Source organism: Nocardia sp. NPDC049737, from assembly GCF_040674755.1.
Classification (GTDB): Bacteria; Actinomycetota; Actinomycetes; order Mycobacteriales; family Mycobacteriaceae; genus Nocardia.
Genome location: NZ_JBFANH010000008.1, coordinates 173,050 through 190,425, shown reverse-complemented (window position 1 = coordinate 190,425; position 17,376 = coordinate 173,050). Strand labels below are relative to the sequence as shown.

Here is a 17,376-nt window from a genome sequence, read left to right as displayed (position 1 = left end):
ACAATCTGTCTCGAGTTGAGCCGCTATTATCTGGCTAGACGCTTACCAGCGTCGCCGATATCAGAAGAGGGGTACGACTGTGAGCATGATTCTCGCCGCGGCACATGACACGTATGGAGCAGTCCTGGCCCAACTCGGCAATCCGACACCGGAGGCGCCGCCCCTCGCGGACAAGATCCTGCAGATGGTCCGCTATTTCACCTGGTTCATCCTGCTCGCGGGCATTACCGCCATCACCTACGCGGGCGGTCGGTTCGCCTGGGAGAAGTGGTCCGGTGGTGGCCTGCAGTCGCCGAAGATGGTGGCCGGAGCCATGATCGGCGGCGTCGTCGCGACCAGCGCGGGCACCATCATGAATGCCGTAATCGGCAGCTAGGCACGCCATTTGATGGAGCAACCCATGCTCGGCCGGTGCGGCTCGGGCACGGGTGCTCCGGTGAGTACCGCCTCGACGGCGGCGCGTAATTCGTTGCCGGTCACCGGTTTACCGTTGCCGGGGGTGGATTCGTCGAAGGCGCCGCGGTACGCGAGTTCGAGGCGTGCGTCGTAGAGGAAGAAGTCCGGTGTGCACGCGGCGCGGAAATCTCGGCCCACCTGCTGTGTTTCGTCGATCAGGTAGGGAAACTTCCAACCGGCGCGATCGGCTTGGGCCCGTAGGTGTTCCGGCGCGTCATCCGGGTAGGCGTCGGCATCATTGGTGCAGATCGCCACGGTCGGGATGGTCAGTGTGCCGAGCACCTCGCCGAGCTTCGACTCGAGGTGTCGCACATACGGGCAGTGGTTGCAGGCGAAGACGACCAGTAGCCCGGACCCGTCCGCATAGTCGGCGCGGGCATGCAGGTGACCGTCGAGGTCGGGCAGACTGAATTCCGGAGCGGGTGTTCCGATCGGGACCATCAGGGATTGGACCGACATGAGGTGCCTCCATCCGAGTCGATATCGAGCGTAGTGCGTTTATCGCGCCAGATCCGCCGGATCGGTGTTGGCCCCGCACAGTACGACGCAGACCCGTTCACCCGGCTCGGGCCGATAGGCCTGGGTGGTCAATGCCGCGAGAGCCGTTGCGGCGGCGTGTTCCACGGCAACGCGGCGGTCCTGCCACAGCGCCAGCCGGGCCGCGATAATGTCGGCGTCGGGGACGAGCACCGAGGTCACGTCATAGTTCTGCGCCGCGTGTAGTGCCAGTTCGGTGGCGCGGCGGGCGCCGAGAGAATCGGCGGCGACCGAATCGACCGGCGCGTCGACGATCCGTCCGGCCTGGATCGCGTCGTGCAGCGCCCGGCAGCGTTCCGGCTCCACCGCGATCGTCCGGACGCCGTAGTGCTCCGCGGCCGTGGCGACTCCGGCGAACAGACCACCGCCGCCGACCGCGACGACAACGGTGTCCAGCCGTGGGAGCTGATGGTGGATCTCTACCATCAGCGTGCCCGCCCCGGCGGCGACGTAGGGGTTGTCGTAGGCGTGTGAGGGCAAAGCGCCACTGGTATCGGCGAATTCGCGACAGGCGGCGAGTGCTTCAGCGTATTCGGTGCCGACCAGGCGTACATCCGCGCCGTAGCCGCGCAGCCGTTCGACCTTCACCGTCGGCGCGGTAGTCGGTAGGAATACCGTCGCCGGTACTTCCTGTTCGCGGGCCGCCCACGCACACGCGAGTCCGGCGTTTCCGCCGGATGCGATGGTTACGCCCGCATCCGGCAGCGTCCCGTCGTCCTGGTGCGCCTGGATGAAGTTTCGGGCGCCACGGGCCTTGAACGAGCCGGTGTGCTGCATGAATTCCAATGCCAGCCACAGCTCACCCGTTGCGTCCCCGGGTGCGATGGCGACCGGCCGCACATGCCCGGTGATCCGATCGGCGGCGGCCTTCACATCGCCGTAGCTCAGCTCCATTCGCACTCCTGTCCTCGGGTTGCTCATTGCTCATCCTGCCCTCTCATCAGGCGTTGGGGAGCGCCCGGTGCAGGGGGTCGAGTAGATCGGTGAGGTGGTGGTCGTAGGGCGCCTGATCGAAGACCGTGGTGTCGCGCATGGTGAAGCCGTAACGGGTATTCGGGGAGGGCGCCGAGGCGTAGCGGACGTGCGCCACGTCGAGGGCGCTTGCCAAACGGGCGATCTGCTCCGGAGTATCGAATCATCTTGGCTCGCATGGGCGATCAACAATTCGGTGGTAGATATCCATCGAGTCCTCTTATTTGCGAACAAATTGCTGATATTCCCACCATGTAGTCTGCGTCCCATCTGGAAGTTGTAGTCATGCTCTGTCGAAGAGAGGTTGACCTGTGAAACTGATCTGGATGACGGTGACGGCCGCACTTGCCGTTGCCGTGGCGGGCTGCTCCGATGACAAGTCCACGACGACCGCATCGAGTTCGTCCGTACCTGCGCAGACGAGTTCGGTGAGTGCGACACCGATCGAAAACGAGGAGCCGGGCGAGGGCGTGCGGATTCCGTTGGGGGAGACCAGGAAAGTGCCGATTCCCGCCGATGCCGTGATGGATATCAGGGTGCCCGTCGACTGGGGCGCGGCTGGCGCCGGACTGCGCTGCGCGGTAACCGACAGCACCGGACGCAACGAAGACCTCCGTTCCACGAATACGAAAAAACAGGAAACAATCGGCGGAAAAGAATGGATGACGTTGTGGACCTTTTCCTCACCCGCGGGCGCCGAGGTCACCGTCGGATGTAAGGATCCGGAGGCGAAAATCGCCGCGGGCGACGATCATCTGATCCGGGTCGTCCCGCGTGGCATCACCCCGCACTGAATCGCTGTGACGCGGGCGCCCACCCCGCCTCCCGGGCCTGTGGTACGCCACCGCGATTGTCTACCGTGTAGACGATTTCCACCGATCCGCCGGGCAATGCGCGCGAACTGTCGAGGGTGAGGCCGGTGTCGATATCCAGGGCTTCGGTCAGCCGCATCCCGCCGCCGACGAAGAAGGGCAGCACGACCAGTTCGAGCTTGTCCAATGCGCCTAGTGCGCGGAAGGTTTCGATGGTGCGCGGACCGCCGATCAAGTGGACATCACCACCGCGATTGGCCGCGCGCAGCTGCTCGAGCAATCGCGTCGGATCGCTGTCGACGGTGACGTGATCGGGAGTGCCCGCGGGGCGCTGCGATGCGAGCACGAACACCTGCAGTGTCGGCCACGGCCAGCGGTCATTGGTCAGCGCGGGCGCGAAGGTGGTGTGCCCCATGAGCGCGGCCTCGCAGGTCGCGACGAATTCCGGAACGCCGTGGCTTTCGCCGGGCACATACGCCGGGTCGACTACCTGTGGCGGCCACCCAGTGGGCGTGGTGATGTAGCCATCGGCGCTCATGCACAAGCGAGAACGGATTCGCATACGACGTGCCTCCTCGGTGGTGTGGTCCAGTCTGCTCGATACGACGACGCGGCCGCCGGGAATTCATCGGCGACCGATCACCAATCCCAGTAGGCGCAAGGCGAGTTCGGTATCGCCCGTGACGTGCACGCGGTCGACCACATCCGCCGGATCGAGTTGGCGCGTGCCGAGGCGACCGAGGGTGTTCAGGTCGGTGGTGACGGTGGCATCGGCATTGGCGAGTTCACCGGGTGTCACGGTGGCTCGTCCGTCGTCGATGACGATGGCCGCAGCGGAACCGTCGATGTGGAACTGGATCGTCGCCCGCATGTCGGCGGGAGGGTCGATCAGTGTCGCGAGGAAGACGAGCGTCCATTCGGCGCGGTAGCTCTCCTCGGGCCGTCGCGGTTCGTCGAAATGGTGCCGCATGCCCCACATGGCAAGGGGGACAAGCGCTGCCGCGAGTTCCCGACCGGCCGGGGTGAGTTCGTACACCTGCGACGCTGCCGGTGGCGGCAGGGTGGTCCGGCTGATCAGGCCGTCGTCGTCGAGCTGTTTGATGCGCGCGGCGAGCAGGCTGGTCCCGATGCCGTCGAGTGCGTCGGCGAGGTCGGTGTAGCGCTTCGGGCCCGCCATGAGTTCGCGGATGATCAGCAGCGTCCAGCGTTCGCCGACGAGATCGAGGCTGCGGGACAGTCCGCAGTACTGGTTGTAGGTGCGCCGCGCCATCGCCATCCTTTGAGTTCGAAATCATGGTGTGCTTACTTCTAAATCTTATGTTAGCTTCGAGTTGGGGGGTTGGTCGAACTCAGGAGAGACCCGTGACTACATCGCTGACGAATTCCGCCGAACTCACCGCACTTTCCGCCGATATCCCGACTGCCGTGCGCCACCACTTCGTTCAGATCGATGGCCTGCGCATCCACTACGCCGAGGCGGGCGCGGGTGAACCGCTCATCTTGCTGCACGGCTGGCCACAGCACTGGTGGGAGTGGCGGCACGTGATCGCACCGCTCGCTCAGCGGTATCGGGTGATATGTCCGGATATCCGCGGCCTCGGGTGGTCCGAAGGATCCGGTGACGGCTATACGTTCGAGCGCTTGGCGCGTGATCTCGTCGAATTGCTGGATCGGTTGGAAGTGGATCGAGCGCGGGTGGTCGGACGTGATTGGGGGCTGGTCGTGGGGTATCGCGCCTGCCTGAACTGGCCGGAGCGGTTCGACCAGTTCGTCGCGCTGGCCGGTGTGCATCCGTGGACTATCGATGGGGTGCGTCCCGCGGTATTCACCAGACCGTGGCACGTCTACGCGCTTGCCGCGCTTGGACGTTCGTCAGCACTCCAAACGGTGCTGACAAAGCGGAGTCTGCGCGCGTGGCGGCACCAGGGGCGCTTCAGCGATGCGGAGGCCGCGGTCTATCTGTCCCGGATGCGCACACCGAGTGCGCATGCGGCGACCATCGACTTCAATCGCAATGTGATGTTGCACGAGGTACCGCATTTCGCACGGCACTACCGCATGATGCGGCTGCGGGTGCCGACCCTGCACCTCAACGGCGCCTGCGATCCGCTCTCCGAGGGCGTGCCGGACAGCTATCGCGATTACGCCGACGATATGCGCCTGGAACGGATCCCGGACTGCGGTCACTACGTGCCGGAAGAGCGGCCGCAGTGGCTGGCCGACCGGCTGCTGACCTTCCTCGGCTGAGGCGCGAGGCGGCGCGGGTAGCCTCGGATTCGTGGCAGAGGTAGTGCCGGGATACCGGGAGCAGCCGTCGCGGCTGCCGGGCGCCGTGGTGTGGACGAATACCAATGTCACCGGGGCCGCAGCCTTACCGGTGTTGCCGGACGGATGTATGGATCTGCTGTGGAGCAATGGCAGGTTGCTGGTGGCCGGACCGGACACCCGGGCGTATATGGCCGATGGTGCGACGGGCACTCGATGGGTCGGGATTCGATTCGCACCGGGCAGCGCGCCCACACTGCTCGGGGTGCCCGCGCACGAATTGCGCGATAAACGAGTGGAGTTGCCGGATCTGTGGCCCGCGGCGGCGGCTCGGCGGCTCGCGGAACAGGTCGGGGCGGCTGCGGATCAGACCGCCGCATTGGAGGCGATCGCAATGCGGCGGGCCTACCACACCGAACCGCCCGACCCGGTATTGCGACGGATCGTCGATGCGCTGAATGCCGGATGGTCGGTGGCGGCGACGGCCGAAGCAGCGGGGCTCGGTGCGCGGGTATTGCATCGACGTTCGCTCGCGGCCTTCGGCTACGGGCCCAAGACATTGGGCCGAATCCTGCGGCTGCAGCGGGCGCTCGCGGTGGCCCGCAGCGGAGTACCGCTCGCGGACACCGCATTTCGTACCGGATTCGCCGATCAGGCCCACCTCGCGCGCGATGTGCGCGAACTGACAGGTATGCCGTTGAGCGAGTTGCTCACCCGCTCATAGCGAAGGCTCAATCGGACAGCGGGGCGTACAGATCGACGCTATTGCCATCCGGATCCAGGATCGTCGCGTAGCGCTGGCCCCAGAAGGCGTCCCATGGCTTCAGTTCGCCGCGGTATCCGGCATCGATGAGTTCGCTGTAGACCGCGTCGACCTCGGCGGGGTCCGCGCACTGGAAGGCCAGGCCGAGTCGCCCTGCGGAAGTCGGCGGCTGCCACTCGGAGTGGAACGACTTGATCACGGCCTCGGTATCCAGCGTCAGGCGCATACCGCCGGGCAAGGGGGCCTCCATATGCCCGTCATCCGCCTCCGGGAATTCGAGACCCAGGCGTCGGTAGAAGGCGAGGGAGGCGGCCATATCGCTGACGACAATGCCGATGACATTGAGTTGTGGAGTCATACCCGCAGCGTATGCCGCCCTTCGGTGGGCGTCTTGAACAAATCGGACTCAGCAGGCGGTGGCCGGGATCAGTTCCGCGATGAGGTTCTCGACCAGGATGCGGATCCGGTCGCGGATCGAGCGCACGATGGCGATGTCCTCATCTGTCGCCTCCGGCAGCATCCAATCGCGGTAGCTGATACCGGGGAAGAACGGGCACACGTCGCCGCAGCCCATGGTGACGACGACATCGGACATGGCGACCGCGTCCACGGTCAGCAGCTTCGGCGCGTGCGCCGAGATATCGATATCGAGTTCGGCCATGACCGCGACGGCGGCCGGATTGATGGTGTCGGCGGGCGCGCTCCCCGCGGAGTGCACATCGATGCGGTCGCCGGCGAGCGCATCGAGGAATCCGGCGGCCATTTGCGACCGGCCCGCATTGTGGACACAGACGAACAGCACGCTGGGCTTGTGAGCCATGTGCGGGAATACCTTTCAGGCTGGTGCGTGGTTCTGGGCGCAATGTCGGGATTGTCGGACGGTTGCACCGGGTCTGCGTCGTAGGGTGCGTGATACGTATACCAGGATGGGTGGAATATGTTTCGCGACGAGGGGGGCGACTTTGTCCGCCAAAGCATCTCGAGGCCCGTCGCTCGAGAGTTGTTGCCGCACGCGGGATATCGACCGAGAAGAAACCGGTCGGTCAGAAATTCAGTGTTTTGCCTGGATATGACGCGGCCCGCGGTGCCGGAGCGGCAACCGCGGGCCGTGCACGCGCGCGAGGCGTCACATGGGACGCAGGTTGATGACCTTGCGCAGCCGCGCCCGATCGCGCTCGAGCCGCCGCGCCTCGTATGCGATCGGGAAATAGCGCACCCGCTCCGGTAGCAGCGGCACCGTGCGGGCGATGAACCACCCCAATGCCTTCAGCTTGCGCTCATCGGACTCCGACCACGTCAGGCCGAGCTTGCGCCGGGCTGCCTCCGGGGTGGTGCCGACGGTGACGAAGTACTGCAGCCACCCGACGGGTGCGGATGCGCTTTTCCAGACCGGGTGCAGTACCCGTGGCAACTGGGTCGGCGGTGCGATCGTCCGGATCACCTTCAGGTAATCGTGTGCAGTACCGGTCGCCTGCAGGTGGTTCTCCACCATATCTGTGAAGAATTTCTCGAATTCTGTGTAGTCCGCCGGAATCTCCTTGGGGGCGACCGAGAAATTTCGCATGAGTTGCACCGTCTCCTGGAAGTACGCCTCCTTCTCGGCCGCGGTCAGTGGGCGGCGGGCGAAGTATTCGGTGCTCACGGTGAAGGCGAAGGTGCCGGTGTGCAGCACCCAGGCCCAGGGCCCGGAGGCCAGCGCCTTGTGCCGGACGCCGTCCGGAGTGGTGGTATTGAGCGAGGCGTGCATCTTGCGCAGGCGATCCGCCTCGGCGATCGCCTCGTCGCCGCCGTAGATCCACATCATCACCGAACCGAGGCTGCGCACCGCGCGTCCGAGTGGATCGGTGCGGAAAGTGGAGTGTTCGTCGACGACGGCGGCAATGGTCGGTTCCATGGTCTGCAGCAGAAATGCCGAACCGGCGGTGAGGGAGAAGGTGATCAAGCCGGTCTCGTCCCACATGCGCGTCCCCGGTGCGAACGGGCGGCGCTCCGGTGTGGTCCGCGAATCGGCGTCCGGTGCGACGGCTGTCATTGCGATCTCCTTTGATCGACCATCTAAGAACTTGAGAGACTTAGTGTAACAATCTCTCACAAATTTGGCTTGTCGACCGCTCTGTCCTGGGCACCGCTGACACGGCCCCCTAGGCTGAATCAATGTGACGACCGACTGGCGCAAACGGGACGGGCGGATCGGCGTGCTCACCGGCGCGGGCATCTCCACCGATTCCGGCATTCCCGATTTCCGCGGCCCCCGCGGCGTGTGGACGAAAGACCCCATCGCCGAACTGTTGTCGACCTACGATGCCTACCTCTCCGATCCGGAGCTGCGCAAACGCTCCTGGCTGGCCCGCCGCGACAATCCTGCCTGGCAGGCCCAACCCAATGCCGCGCATACCGCACTGGCCGATCTGGAACGGGCCGGACGCACCATCACGATCATCACCCAGAACATCGACCGGCTGCATCAGCGCGCCGGATCCTCACCGGGCCGGGTGATCGAAATTCACGGCAATATGTTCGAAGTCGTCTGTATCGGTTGCGAATACCAGACGAGCATGGCCGCCACCCTGGCTCGCGTCGCGGCGGGCGAGGCGGATCCGCCCTGTCCGGCATGCGGCGGCATTCTGAAATCCGCGACCATCATGTTCGGCCAGCAAATGGATCGCCGCACCATGACCAAGGCCGCGCTGACCGCCGAGTCCAGCGATGTCTTCTTGGCAGTGGGTTCCTCGCTGCAGGTCGAGCCCGCGGCATCGATGTGCGCGATCGCGGTCGACAGCGGCGCGGATCTGGTCATCGTCAATGCCGAACCGACGCCCTACGACAGCATCGCCACCGAGGTCATCCGCGAACCCATCGGCACCGCCCTACCACGCTTGGTCGCTGACGTACTGGCAAGTTGACGCTAACCCGCTTGGTCGCCGAACTAGTACTGGCGAGTTGACGCGCGACTCTGCCCCAACGGAGCGAGTTTTACGGGCGACACCTTGGCGGTCCAAGCGCACGCGACGCAGGCGCGCAGGACTCAACCATCCACCGTGCATCAGGTGCCGAACTCCCCCGCCATCACCGACCGCCACGGAGTGTCTTACAAAGAGTCAAGGACAACCGCCGCAGGGCTCTCATCCATAATCTCTGTCTTACGAGCGGCCCGTTCGCGGCCCGACGCGAGACACCAGGGGGCCGCCAACACGCGGCGCCCGCGCCGCCAACAACACAGCAAATCAAACACAACCGAGTACCCGCTCGACGTAGCCGTTGGCGAAGCGGCCTTTGGGATCGAAGCGGCGGCGCACCTCGGCGAAGTGATCCCAATCCGGGTAGCGCGGCCGCAGTGTTTCGGCGGTCTGGAAATGGCGTTTGCCCCAGTGCGGGCGGCCGTTGTATTTATCGAAAACCGCCTCGCAGGCGCGGAAATACGGCTCGAAGTCCATACCGCGGTACTGGTGCACGGCGATGTAGCACGTATCGCGCCCGTTCGCGGGGGAGAGATACGCGTCATCGGGGGCGACCCAGCGCACCTCGATCGGCATCGGCGTATCGAACCGTGTCGCGAGCTCCTTGATCTCGCGAATGGCGGCGACGGAATGTTCGCGCGGGATCGCGTATTCCATCTCGGTGAAGCGAATCAGCCGGGGCGAGGCGAAGACTCGATAGGAGCGGTCGACCTGGCGGCGGTAGCTGCCCGCATATGCCGCGCCGCGATGAATCCACGGGACCAGCCGGGGCCGGCGCTTGCCGAGTCGGCACAGCGCGTCGAAGGCGTAGTTGGACATCAGGATGTCGGCGAACCAGTCGGCGGCCCTACCGCGCGGCTGTTCCGGCAGGTCGACGGGGTTATTACGCTTGGTCATGGCCAGCGGGCTGTGCCCGAACATGTAGAACTCGAAATGCTGGTTGCCCTCGACGTAGGAGTCCAGATCCGCGAGGACCTCCTCGACCGGTACCGGGCGTTCGATCCCCTCCAGCACGAATGACGGCACCAGTTGCAGGGTGACCGCGCTGATCACGCCGAGCGCCCCCAAGCTGACCCGCGCCGCGCGCCAACCCTGCGGATCGGACTCCTCGTTCAACTCGACCCGGCTGCCGTCGGCGAGTATCAGCTCGATGGATTGCAGTACGGCCGAAAGGTTTTGCAGCGTCGCGCCGGTGCCGTGGGTGGCGGTGGCGGTCGCGCCCGCGATGGTCTGTACGTCGATATCGCCGAGATTGGGGAAGGCCAGGCCGAGCGGATGCAACGCATTGCTCGCGGCATTGAGGGTGATGCCCGCCTCGACTCGGGCGCGGCCGGTCTCCCGATCCACATTGAGGATGCGGTTCAGCTTCGCGAGGTCGAGCAGAATCCCGTCGGTGAGGACGGCATCGGTGAACGAATGACCCGCACCGGCGACACGTACAGTCTGTCCGGTGGCGGCGGCGCGGCCGATGATCTCGGCCAATTCTTCGGTATTGCGCGGGGCGGCGATGGCAGCGGGCGCGCACTGCTGATCCCCGGTCCAGTTCCCCCACGAGTTGGTCATGCGTCCAACTGTAAGGGCTGGCTCGGAGCAGCGCTAGATATGTCCGGTTTTCTGCGCTAGCGCTTGCGGCCCGCGCAGACGAACGACTTGGCCTGTTCGACTTCTTCGTCCGTCAGGGGCGGTGCCGGCAACGGTCGGCGTGGAGTGTCATCGCTGCGTACGCCGTTGAGTGCGATGGCCATATAGCGCTGCCACGCATTCGGATTCACCGGCTTGGAGAACTCGGCGAGCGCGTCGACCATATGGATCAGTGCGAAGAAGTCCGAGGGCTCGATATCGGGCTGCAGTGCGCCGGCGTCACGCGCGCGATCGATGACCGCGGCGACGGTCGGCTTGATCCGGTCGCGCAACTGGGCGAAGCGCTCCAGATCCTCCTCGAGTTCCAGCATGACCTCGCTGAAGCCGCGATTGGTAGCCAGATGAGTGCAGGCGTACTCGAAGAATTGGACCAGCCCCAGCCACGGGTCGGGATGCTTGGCCGCGGTATCCGCGGCGACGGCGAACTCGCCGACATTCTGTTCGAAGACCTCGGCGATCAGTTCCTTCTTGTTGGCGAAGCGCCGGTAGACGGTGCCGACGCCGACCCCGGCGCGTTCGGCCACGTCATCGAGGGTGATCTCCAGGCCGTGATCGGCGAAGAGCTGACGGGCTGCCTCGACGATGCGCTGCTGATTGCGGGCAGCGTCGGCGCGTAGCCGCCGAGGTGGAGGCACGGTAGTGGCGGGATTCACAGGCACATCCTAGCAATAAGCGGGATTAAGTGGAGGAGTTGTCTCCGTTATTGTGTTAGCTTAACTCGGTAAGCGGAGGAAGTTCCTCCGGATCAAGCCTCGAGACAAATAGGGGACACATGACTACCACGTTGGACCGTGGGGCACCCGCCCCCGAGACAACTGACTCGGGCCGCCGCGGTTCGCACGCTCTGCGCTGGTGGGTGCTCGCCGTACTCGGCGTGGCTCAGCTCATGGTTGTGCTCGACGCGACCGTCGTGAATATCGCGCTGCCCGCAGCGCAACAGGACCTCGGTTTCAGCGATGGCGACCGACAGTGGGTTGTCACCGGCTACGCCCTGGCCTTCGGCAGCCTATTGCTGCTCGGTGGCCGACTCAGTGACCTGTTCGGCCGACGTAACACCTTCATTATCGGCCTGATCGGATTCGCCGGCGCCTCTGCGGTCGGCGGTGCGGCCACCAGCTTCGAAATGCTGGTCGCGGCCCGCGTCGGACAGGGCGTCTTCGGTGCGCTGCTCGCGCCCGCAGCACTGTCGCTGCTCACGGTGACCTTCACCGAACCGGGTGAACGCGCCAAGGCCTTCGGCATCTTCGGTGCGGTCGCCGGTGCGGGTGGCGCCATCGGTCTGCTGCTCGGCGGCATGCTCACCGAATGGGCCTCGTGGCGCTGGGTGATGTTCGTGAACCTCGCCTTCGCGGCGGTCGCACTGGTCGGCGCGGTGCTGCTGCTGGCCAAGCATGTGGTCGTCGAGCGGCCCAAGCTCGACATCCCGGGCACCGTCGTGGTGACCGCCGCACTGTTCGGCATCGTCTACGGATTCTCGCACGCCGAATCGACCAGCTGGGGCAACCCGGTCACCCTCGGTTTCCTGATCGGTGGCGCGGCCCTGCTCGCGATGTTCGTGTGGATCGAGACCCGAGTCGCGAATCCGCTGTTGCCGCTGCGCATCGTGCTGGACCGCACTCGCGGCGGTTCGTTCCTGACGGTTTTCGTCATGGGCATCGGAATGTTCGCGATCTTCCTGTTCCTGACCTATTACATGCAGCTGAGCATGGGGTATTCGCCGATCAAGACTGGTCTGGCGTTCCTGCCGATGGTGGCGGGCATGGTCGTCTCCTCGACCACGGTGCCCTCGCTGCTGCTGCCGAAGGTCGGTCCGAAAATGGTGGTCGCCGGTGGCTTCCTGGTCGCCGCGCTCGGCATGGCATGGCTGACCCAGATCAGCCTGGACAGCAGCTATGTCGCGAATATCCTGCCCGCCCTGATCCTGATGGGTCTCGGTCTCGGTGGCGCGATGTCGACCGCCTTCCAAGGCGCGACCGCCGGTGTGCACCACGAGGATGCCGGTGTCGCCTCGGCAATGATCAACACCAGCCAGCAGGTCGGCGGGTCGATCGGCACGGCGCTGCTGAGCACCATCGCCGCGTCGGCCGCGACGGACTACCTGTCATCGCACACGCCGGGTCCGCTGGCCGTGGCACAGGCGCAGATCGAGAGCTACACGACCAGCTTCTGGTGGGCCACCGCGATTTTCGCGGCGGGTGCGGTGATCACCGGATTCCTGATGCCGAATACGGTTCCGGCTCCGTCGGAAGGTGAACCGGTAATCGTGCACTGATCTGTTCTGCTCGAACAGCACAACGCCCGCATCAATGATGATGCGGGCGTTGTGTTTTCCGGAATGTTCAGCAGTCCGTCCGGCTACGAAAGACCACACTTGCCACGAATCGATCTGCCGAACAGTTGCTGGCGTCCGCTTTTCGCCGTCTTCCGAGGCGCTGCGGGTACCGCCCTTCGTGCCGCCATCATCGCTGCGGACCTGTGTCCGTAAGCGGAGGTGGAAACTTCGGCCAACCTTCCCGGCATTCGTGTGCCCTCGACGCCGCCGTGTCAACGAACGATGCTGTTCATCGGGTGTGCCGCCGTGCCGGATGTTCGGCTCGGCCGACCCGACCGTTAGCATTGCGCCGGTGACATTCGGCTCGGCAGGAGGTCAGCGGATGGGTCAGCGGGCCCGCAACCCTGCCGTCGAACCGTTGGTGCTGGTGGTGATCTCGCTCGGCGGTGGTCTCGGCGCGCTGGCGCGCTACGGCATCGGCGTGTGGTGGCCTTCGCAACCGCATCAGGTCCCCTGGGCGACCTTCACGATCAATGTCGTGGGATGCTTTGCGATCGGAATTCTGATGGTTCTGATCACCGAGGTGTGGGTAGCCCACAGACTGCTCCGCCCATTTCTCGGTATCGGCGTGCTCGGCGGCTTCACCACTTTTTCCACCTACAGCCTCGAGGTTCGTAGACTGCTCGAATCGGGTGCCGCGGTCGAGGCGCTCGGCTATCTCGGGGGGACGGTGGTGGCCGGACTGGGGGCGGTTGTGCTCGGCATGTTTTCGGCACGGTGGGCTACTGGTACGGCACGGCGGACGAGTTGAATAGTGGACAGCGCGACGGAAGGGGGTCAGGCGATGAAAGATTCACCGACGGGCACTGGTCCGGCGGCGGGACAGTGGCAGTCGGCGGCGCGGCTGACGGTGCTGCTCGACGAGGACGACAAGTGGCGGCACGGGCCCCTGTTCCACGAGATCGTGCGGCGCGCCCGCGACACCGGCCTGGCCGGCGCCAGCGTGTGGCGTGGCGTGGAGGGTTACGGCTCGTCCTCGCGCATCCACACCAGTCGGATCCTAGATCTGGCCGAACATCTACCCGTGCTGGTGATGATCATCGACGAGGTCGAGCGGTTGCGTGCCTTCGTCGAACAGAATTCCGAGGTACTCGCCGGGGTGACAGTCGCATTGTCCGAGGTCGAGGTCTGGCAGCCGAGTCTGGGAGTCGCCCGATGATGGTGGTGCTCGTCCTGGTCGGCGGCATGGTCGGTGCGCCTGCGCGGTATCTCATCGACCGTGCGGTGGCCGCGCGATTCGAATCTCTGCTGCCGCTGGGCACATTGACCGTTAACATTGTCGGTTCGGCGTTGCTCGGTGGACTGATCGGCGCCGGCGCGAACCACTGGCTGTTGGCCGCCGCGGGAACAGGTTTCTGCGGTGCGCTGACCACATTCAGCACCTTCGGCTACGAGACGATCAGGCTCGCGGCCGAGGGCGCCTACGCCTATGCGGTGGGCAATGTGGTGCTCAGCGTCGCGACCAGCTTGACCGCGGTGTTCGTCGCCGCGGCCACGACCCAGTGGTTGTGGACATGATTTTGATGACGAGCCGGGCGCAGCCGACACGGAAGGGAGACCCGAGCATGGCCCATGATCGAGCCGGGCGACCCGCGCGTCCCACCGACCTGGAGGACATCGCGCGTCTGGTGACGGCCTACTACAGCCGCATCCCGAATCCGGCCGAGCCCGCGCAACAGGTGGCGTTCGGGACCTCGGGACATCGGGGCTCCAGTCTGGACACCGCGTTCAACGAGGCGCATATCCTGGCCATCACGCAGTCGATCGTGGAATACCGTGCCACGCGCGGGATTACCGGTCCGGTCTATCTGGCCCGCGATACCCACGCATTGTCCGAACCCGCGTGGACCACCGCGCTCGAGGTGCTGGCCGCCAATGATGTGACCACGATGATCGATGCCCGCGATCGCTACACCCCGACGCCCGCACTGAGTCATGCGGTGTTGCGGCACAACCGCGGTGGGGCCAAGCATCAGGCCGATGGCATCGTCGTCACGCCGTCGCACAATCCGCCGCGCGACGGCGGCTTCAAATACAACCCGCCGCACGGTGGTCCGGCCGATACCAAGGCCACCGATGCCATCGCCAACCGTGCCAACGAACTGTTGCGCAGCGGACTGGCCGGGGTGCGGCGGACCACGCTGCGGCATGCGCTGGAGAACTGCGTCGAGCGCTACGACTACCTCGACCACTACATCGCGGATTTGCCGAATGTGTTGAACCTGGATGCCATTCGTGGCGCCGGGATCCGGCTCGGCGCCGACCCGATGGGTGGGGCCAGTGTCGACTATTGGGAGGAGATCGGGCAGCGCTACGACCTCGAACTCGAGGTTGTCAACCCGTTCGTCGATCCGACCTGGCGGTTCATGACGCTGGATTCCGACGGCAAGATCCGGATGGATCCGTCCTCGCGCTATGCGATGGCCTCGCTGATCGCGATCAAGGACGATTACGACATCTCCACCGGCAACGACGCCGACGCGGATCGGCACGGCATCGTCACCCCTGATGGCGGACTGATGAATCCGAACCACTTCCTCGCGGTCGCCATCGAATATCTGGTCGCGAATCGGATGGGCTGGGATGCGCTCACCAAGATCGGCAAGACGGCGGTGAGTTCGTCGATGATCGACCGGGTGGTCAGCGTGCTCGGGCGCGATGTGTACGAGGTGCCGGTCGGCTTCAAATTCTTCGTGCCCGGATTGTTCAGCGGCAGTCTGGCTTTCGGCGGTGAGGAGAGCGCGGGCGCATCGTTCCTGCGGATGGACGGCACCGTCTGGACCACCGACAAGGACGGCATCCTGCTCGCCCTGCTGGCCACCGAAATCGCCGCGGTCACCGGCCAGAGCCCGTCCGCGCGCTATGTCGAACTCGAGAAGCGCTACGGCAGTCCGGCCTACGCCCGCATCGACGCCGCCGCGACCCCGGAACAGAAAGCACTGCTCGGGAAGTTGACACCGGACATGATCAGCACAAAGGAGATCGCCGGTGAGCCGATCACCGCGGTCCTCACCCGAGCCCGCGGCAATGGCGCCCCCCTCGGCGGACTCAAGGTCACGACCGAAAACGCCTGGTTCGCCGCCCGCCCCTCCGGCACCGAAGACAAGTACAAGATCTACGCGGAGTCCTTCCAGGGGCCCGAACATCTGACCCAGGTCCAAGCGGCCGCGGAAGAAGTGGTGGGGCAGGCGCTGTCCGGTGAGTGATAGATCGACTGCGGGGTCGTCGGGGTCGCTAGGTTCGAGAGCTTCAGCGGGGGAGCAGGGCGGCGCGGGGGCCGGATGGGGTGGGGTGGCATCCAGGGCGCTGCCGGTTGAGATCTGGGTGTTGGTGGGGGCGTCGTTTGTCATCGCCGTCGGGTTCGGTCTGGTGGCGCCGGTGTTGCCGCAGTTTGCGCGGGGGTTCGGCGTCGGGGTTGCCGCGGCTTCGGCGATTGTGAGTGCGTTTGCGTTGATGCGGTTGTTGTTCGCGCCGGTCAGTGGGCGGTTGGTGCAGCGGCTGGGGGAGCGGTCGGTGTATCTCGGGGGGTTGTTGATTGTCGCTGTTTCGACCGGGGCCAGTGCGTTTGCCCAGAGTTATTGGCAGCTGCTGGTTTTGCGGTCGGCGGGTGGGGTCGGGTCGACGATGTTCACGGTGTCGTCGCTGGCGCTGGTGATCCGGATGTCGCCGCCCGCGCAGCGCGGGCGGGTCTCCGGGCTGTGGTCGACGAGTTTTCTGATCGGTTCGGTGAGCGGACCGTTGGTCGGCGGTGCGCTTGCCGGGCTCGGATTGCGGGCGCCGTTCCTGATCTACGCGGCGGCGTTGCTGCTCGCTACCGCGGTGGTCTATGTGAATCTGCGGCATTCGACCCTGGCCGCACCCGAACCGGTGGGCGGGCTGCGGCTGATGTCGTTCCGCGAGGGATTGGCGCGGTCGGAGTATCGGGCAGTACTGCTATCGAACTTCGCCAATGGTGCGGCGGTATTCGGCGTGCGAATGGCGCTCGTGCCGCTGCTCGTTGTCGAAGTGCTGCATCAGAAACCGGGCATGGCCGGTGTGACACTGACAGTGTTCGCCGCAGGCAATGTGGCGGTGCTTTTCGCATCCGGCAGGCTCTCCGACCGTTTCGGACGCAAACCATTCCTGATCACCGGATCGCTGATCTGTGCGGCCGGTACGGCCGGACTCGGTCTCGCGTCGAACGTGCCCTGGCTGCTGGTGACCTCATTCGTGGCCGGGCTGGGTTCGGGCATGTTCACTCCCGCCCAGCAGGCCGCGGTCGCGGACGTCATCGGACCGAAGGCCCGCGGCGGCCCCGTCCTCGCGGGCTTCCAAATGGCCGCCGACCTCGGCACCGTCATCGGCCCGGTCGCAGTGGGTGCCGTGGCCCAACACTTCTCCTACGCCCTCGCCCTCGCCCTGACCGGCGCATTACTTGCCATCGCCGCCGCCATCTGGGCCTTGGTCCCGGAACCACTGCACCGACGAGGCGTCGAATCGAAAGTGGAGATCGCCGCGGATCACCCATCCGACTACATCTACCGCCCCGACGGCGCCGAGTGCCTCGTAGACACCCCCGCCCCAGCTCCTCAAAACGCCGCCCGCTGACCTGGACGTCTGATCACCAGGTAACCCTGGAGGGGCTCTCCGTTTGCCCGCATA

The 17,376-nt window shown here is 65.4% G+C and carries 21 protein-coding genes; 11 read left to right on the top strand and 10 right to left on the bottom strand.

Annotated elements, in window-relative coordinates:
• The first annotated feature begins 85 nt into the window (after positions 1–85).
• On the top strand, positions 86–376 hold the full coding sequence (locus AB0J47_RS13760; RefSeq protein ID WP_364345216.1) for a hypothetical protein: 291 nt from the start codon (positions 86–88) through the stop codon (positions 374–376).
• Here AB0J47_RS13760 and AB0J47_RS13755 read toward each other — a convergent pair.
• From AB0J47_RS13755 to AB0J47_RS13745, 3 genes are read right to left on the bottom strand one after another with little or no spacing between them, the layout of a single operon-like run.
• Complete coding sequence (locus AB0J47_RS13755; RefSeq protein ID WP_364345062.1) at positions 373–915, bottom strand: thioredoxin family protein; 543 nt, start codon at positions 913–915, stop codon at positions 373–375. The genes AB0J47_RS13760 and AB0J47_RS13755 overlap by 4 nt on opposite strands.
• A gap of 39 nt (positions 916–954) precedes the next feature.
• The gene (locus AB0J47_RS13750) at positions 955–1,887 is read right to left on the bottom strand and encodes a threonine/serine dehydratase (protein WP_364345060.1); all 933 of its coding nucleotides are present in this window, start codon (positions 1,885–1,887) and stop codon (positions 955–957) included.
• Positions 1,888–1,933: 46 nt separating this feature from the next.
• The gene (locus AB0J47_RS13745; protein WP_364345058.1) at positions 1,934–2,101 is read right to left on the bottom strand and encodes a hypothetical protein; all 168 of its coding nucleotides are present in this window, start codon (positions 2,099–2,101) and stop codon (positions 1,934–1,936) included.
• A gap of 175 nt (positions 2,102–2,276) precedes the next feature.
• Between AB0J47_RS13745 and AB0J47_RS13740 the strand changes: the two genes are divergently transcribed.
• Positions 2,277–2,759, top strand: coding sequence for a hypothetical protein (locus tag AB0J47_RS13740; protein ID WP_364345056.1), 483 nt, complete (start codon positions 2,277–2,279; stop codon positions 2,757–2,759).
• On the opposite strand, the gene AB0J47_RS13735 is transcribed toward AB0J47_RS13740, so the two are convergent.
• Positions 2,746–3,339 (bottom strand): dihydrofolate reductase family protein, encoded by a 594-nt coding sequence (locus AB0J47_RS13735; RefSeq protein ID WP_364345054.1) that lies wholly within the window; start codon positions 3,337–3,339, stop codon positions 2,746–2,748. The genes AB0J47_RS13740 and AB0J47_RS13735 overlap by 14 nt on opposite strands.
• Positions 3,340–3,402: 63 nt before the next feature.
• Entirely contained in the window at positions 3,403–4,047 is a 645-nt protein-coding gene (locus AB0J47_RS13730) for a winged helix-turn-helix transcriptional regulator (RefSeq protein WP_364345052.1), read from the bottom strand.
• Between the two features lie 23 nt (positions 4,048–4,070).
• Between AB0J47_RS13730 and AB0J47_RS13725 the strand changes: the two genes are divergently transcribed.
• On the top strand, positions 4,071–5,024 hold the full coding sequence (locus AB0J47_RS13725) for an alpha/beta hydrolase (RefSeq protein ID WP_364345050.1): 954 nt from the start codon (positions 4,071–4,073) through the stop codon (positions 5,022–5,024).
• Positions 5,025–5,055: 31 nt separating this feature from the next.
• On the top strand, positions 5,056–5,766 hold the full coding sequence (locus AB0J47_RS13720) for a helix-turn-helix transcriptional regulator (protein WP_364345048.1): 711 nt from the start codon (positions 5,056–5,058) through the stop codon (positions 5,764–5,766).
• 7 nt (positions 5,767–5,773) lie between these two features.
• Here AB0J47_RS13720 and AB0J47_RS13715 read toward each other — a convergent pair whose 3' ends face one another.
• From AB0J47_RS13715 to AB0J47_RS13705, 3 genes are all read right to left on the bottom strand, one after another.
• Positions 5,774–6,163, bottom strand: coding sequence for a VOC family protein (locus AB0J47_RS13715; protein ID WP_364345046.1), 390 nt, complete (start codon positions 6,161–6,163; stop codon positions 5,774–5,776).
• Positions 6,164–6,211: 48 nt separating this feature from the next.
• Positions 6,212–6,625: an arsenate reductase ArsC gene (locus AB0J47_RS13710; RefSeq protein WP_364345044.1), complete on the bottom strand. Its 414-nt coding sequence runs from the start codon at positions 6,623–6,625 to the stop codon at positions 6,212–6,214.
• 306 nt (positions 6,626–6,931) lie between these two features.
• On the bottom strand, positions 6,932–7,837 hold the full coding sequence (locus AB0J47_RS13705; protein ID WP_364345042.1) for an oxygenase MpaB family protein: 906 nt from the start codon (positions 7,835–7,837) through the stop codon (positions 6,932–6,934).
• Between the two features lie 124 nt (positions 7,838–7,961).
• Here AB0J47_RS13705 and AB0J47_RS13700 point away from each other — a divergent pair, with 124 nt between their 5' ends.
• Positions 7,962–8,708, top strand: coding sequence for a Sir2 family NAD-dependent protein deacetylase (locus AB0J47_RS13700; protein ID WP_364345040.1), 747 nt, complete (start codon positions 7,962–7,964; stop codon positions 8,706–8,708).
• A gap of 321 nt (positions 8,709–9,029) precedes the next feature.
• On the opposite strand, the gene AB0J47_RS13695 is transcribed toward AB0J47_RS13700, so the two are convergent.
• On the bottom strand, positions 9,030–10,325 hold the full coding sequence (locus tag AB0J47_RS13695) for a D-arabinono-1,4-lactone oxidase (protein WP_364345038.1): 1,296 nt from the start codon (positions 10,323–10,325) through the stop codon (positions 9,030–9,032).
• A gap of 56 nt (positions 10,326–10,381) precedes the next feature.
• Complete coding sequence (locus tag AB0J47_RS13690) at positions 10,382–11,056, bottom strand: TetR/AcrR family transcriptional regulator (protein WP_364345036.1); 675 nt, start codon at positions 11,054–11,056, stop codon at positions 10,382–10,384.
• A 119-nt stretch (positions 11,057–11,175) separates the two neighbouring features.
• Here AB0J47_RS13690 and AB0J47_RS13685 point away from each other — a divergent pair, with 119 nt between their 5' ends.
• From AB0J47_RS13685 to AB0J47_RS13660, 6 genes are all read left to right on the top strand, one after another.
• Positions 11,176–12,675, top strand: coding sequence for an MFS transporter (locus AB0J47_RS13685; RefSeq protein ID WP_364345034.1), 1,500 nt, complete (start codon positions 11,176–11,178; stop codon positions 12,673–12,675).
• 352 nt (positions 12,676–13,027) lie between these two features.
• Positions 13,028–13,486: a fluoride efflux transporter CrcB gene (gene crcB / locus AB0J47_RS13680; protein WP_364345032.1), complete on the top strand. Its 459-nt coding sequence runs from the start codon at positions 13,028–13,030 to the stop codon at positions 13,484–13,486.
• Between the two features lie 33 nt (positions 13,487–13,519).
• Positions 13,520–13,894, top strand: a complete 375-nt coding sequence (locus tag AB0J47_RS13675) for a DUF190 domain-containing protein (protein WP_364345030.1) — start codon at positions 13,520–13,522, stop codon at positions 13,892–13,894.
• On the top strand, positions 13,891–14,253 hold the full coding sequence (locus AB0J47_RS13670) for a CrcB family protein (protein ID WP_364345028.1): 363 nt from the start codon (positions 13,891–13,893) through the stop codon (positions 14,251–14,253). Before AB0J47_RS13675 ends, AB0J47_RS13670 begins: the two co-directional genes overlap by 4 nt.
• A 47-nt stretch (positions 14,254–14,300) precedes the next feature.
• The gene (pgm, locus tag AB0J47_RS13665) at positions 14,301–15,941 is read left to right on the top strand and encodes a phosphoglucomutase (alpha-D-glucose-1,6-bisphosphate-dependent) (RefSeq protein ID WP_364345026.1); all 1,641 of its coding nucleotides are present in this window, start codon (positions 14,301–14,303) and stop codon (positions 15,939–15,941) included.
• A gap of 85 nt (positions 15,942–16,026) precedes the next feature.
• Positions 16,027–17,322, top strand: coding sequence for an MFS transporter (locus AB0J47_RS13660; RefSeq protein ID WP_364345024.1), 1,296 nt, complete (start codon positions 16,027–16,029; stop codon positions 17,320–17,322).
• Positions 17,323–17,376 lie beyond the last annotated feature (54 nt).

Excerpts from the sequence above, each read along its gene's own strand:
- AB0J47_RS13760 (WP_364345216.1), top strand. The coding sequence starts at position 86 with ATGATTCTCGCCGCGGCACATGACACGTATGGAGCAGTCCTGGCCCAA.
- AB0J47_RS13755 (WP_364345062.1), bottom strand. The coding sequence starts at position 915 with ATGTCGGTCCAATCCCTGATGGTCCCGATCGGAACACCCGCTCCGGAA.
- AB0J47_RS13750 (WP_364345060.1), bottom strand. The coding sequence starts at position 1,887 with ATGGAGCTGAGCTACGGCGATGTGAAGGCCGCCGCCGATCGGATCACC.
- AB0J47_RS13735 (WP_364345054.1), bottom strand. The coding sequence starts at position 3,339 with ATGCGAATCCGTTCTCGCTTGTGCATGAGCGCCGATGGCTACATCACC.
- AB0J47_RS13730 (WP_364345052.1), bottom strand. The coding sequence starts at position 4,047 with ATGGCGCGGCGCACCTACAACCAGTACTGCGGACTGTCCCGCAGCCTC.
- AB0J47_RS13725 (WP_364345050.1), top strand. The coding sequence starts at position 4,071 with ATGGTGTGCTTACTTCTAAATCTTATGTTAGCTTCGAGTTGGGGGGTT.
- AB0J47_RS13715 (WP_364345046.1), bottom strand. The coding sequence starts at position 6,163 with ATGACTCCACAACTCAATGTCATCGGCATTGTCGTCAGCGATATGGCC.
- AB0J47_RS13710 (WP_364345044.1), bottom strand. The coding sequence starts at position 6,625 with ATGGCTCACAAGCCCAGCGTGCTGTTCGTCTGTGTCCACAATGCGGGC.
- AB0J47_RS13705 (WP_364345042.1), bottom strand. The coding sequence starts at position 7,837 with ATGACAGCCGTCGCACCGGACGCCGATTCGCGGACCACACCGGAGCGC.
- AB0J47_RS13695 (WP_364345038.1), bottom strand. The coding sequence starts at position 10,325 with ATGACCAACTCGTGGGGGAACTGGACCGGGGATCAGCAGTGCGCGCCC.
- AB0J47_RS13685 (WP_364345034.1), top strand. The coding sequence starts at position 11,176 with ATGACTACCACGTTGGACCGTGGGGCACCCGCCCCCGAGACAACTGAC.
- AB0J47_RS13675 (WP_364345030.1), top strand. The coding sequence starts at position 13,520 with ATGAAAGATTCACCGACGGGCACTGGTCCGGCGGCGGGACAGTGGCAG.
- AB0J47_RS13670 (WP_364345028.1), top strand. The coding sequence starts at position 13,891 with ATGATGGTGGTGCTCGTCCTGGTCGGCGGCATGGTCGGTGCGCCTGCG.
- pgm (WP_364345026.1), top strand. The coding sequence starts at position 14,301 with ATGGCCCATGATCGAGCCGGGCGACCCGCGCGTCCCACCGACCTGGAG.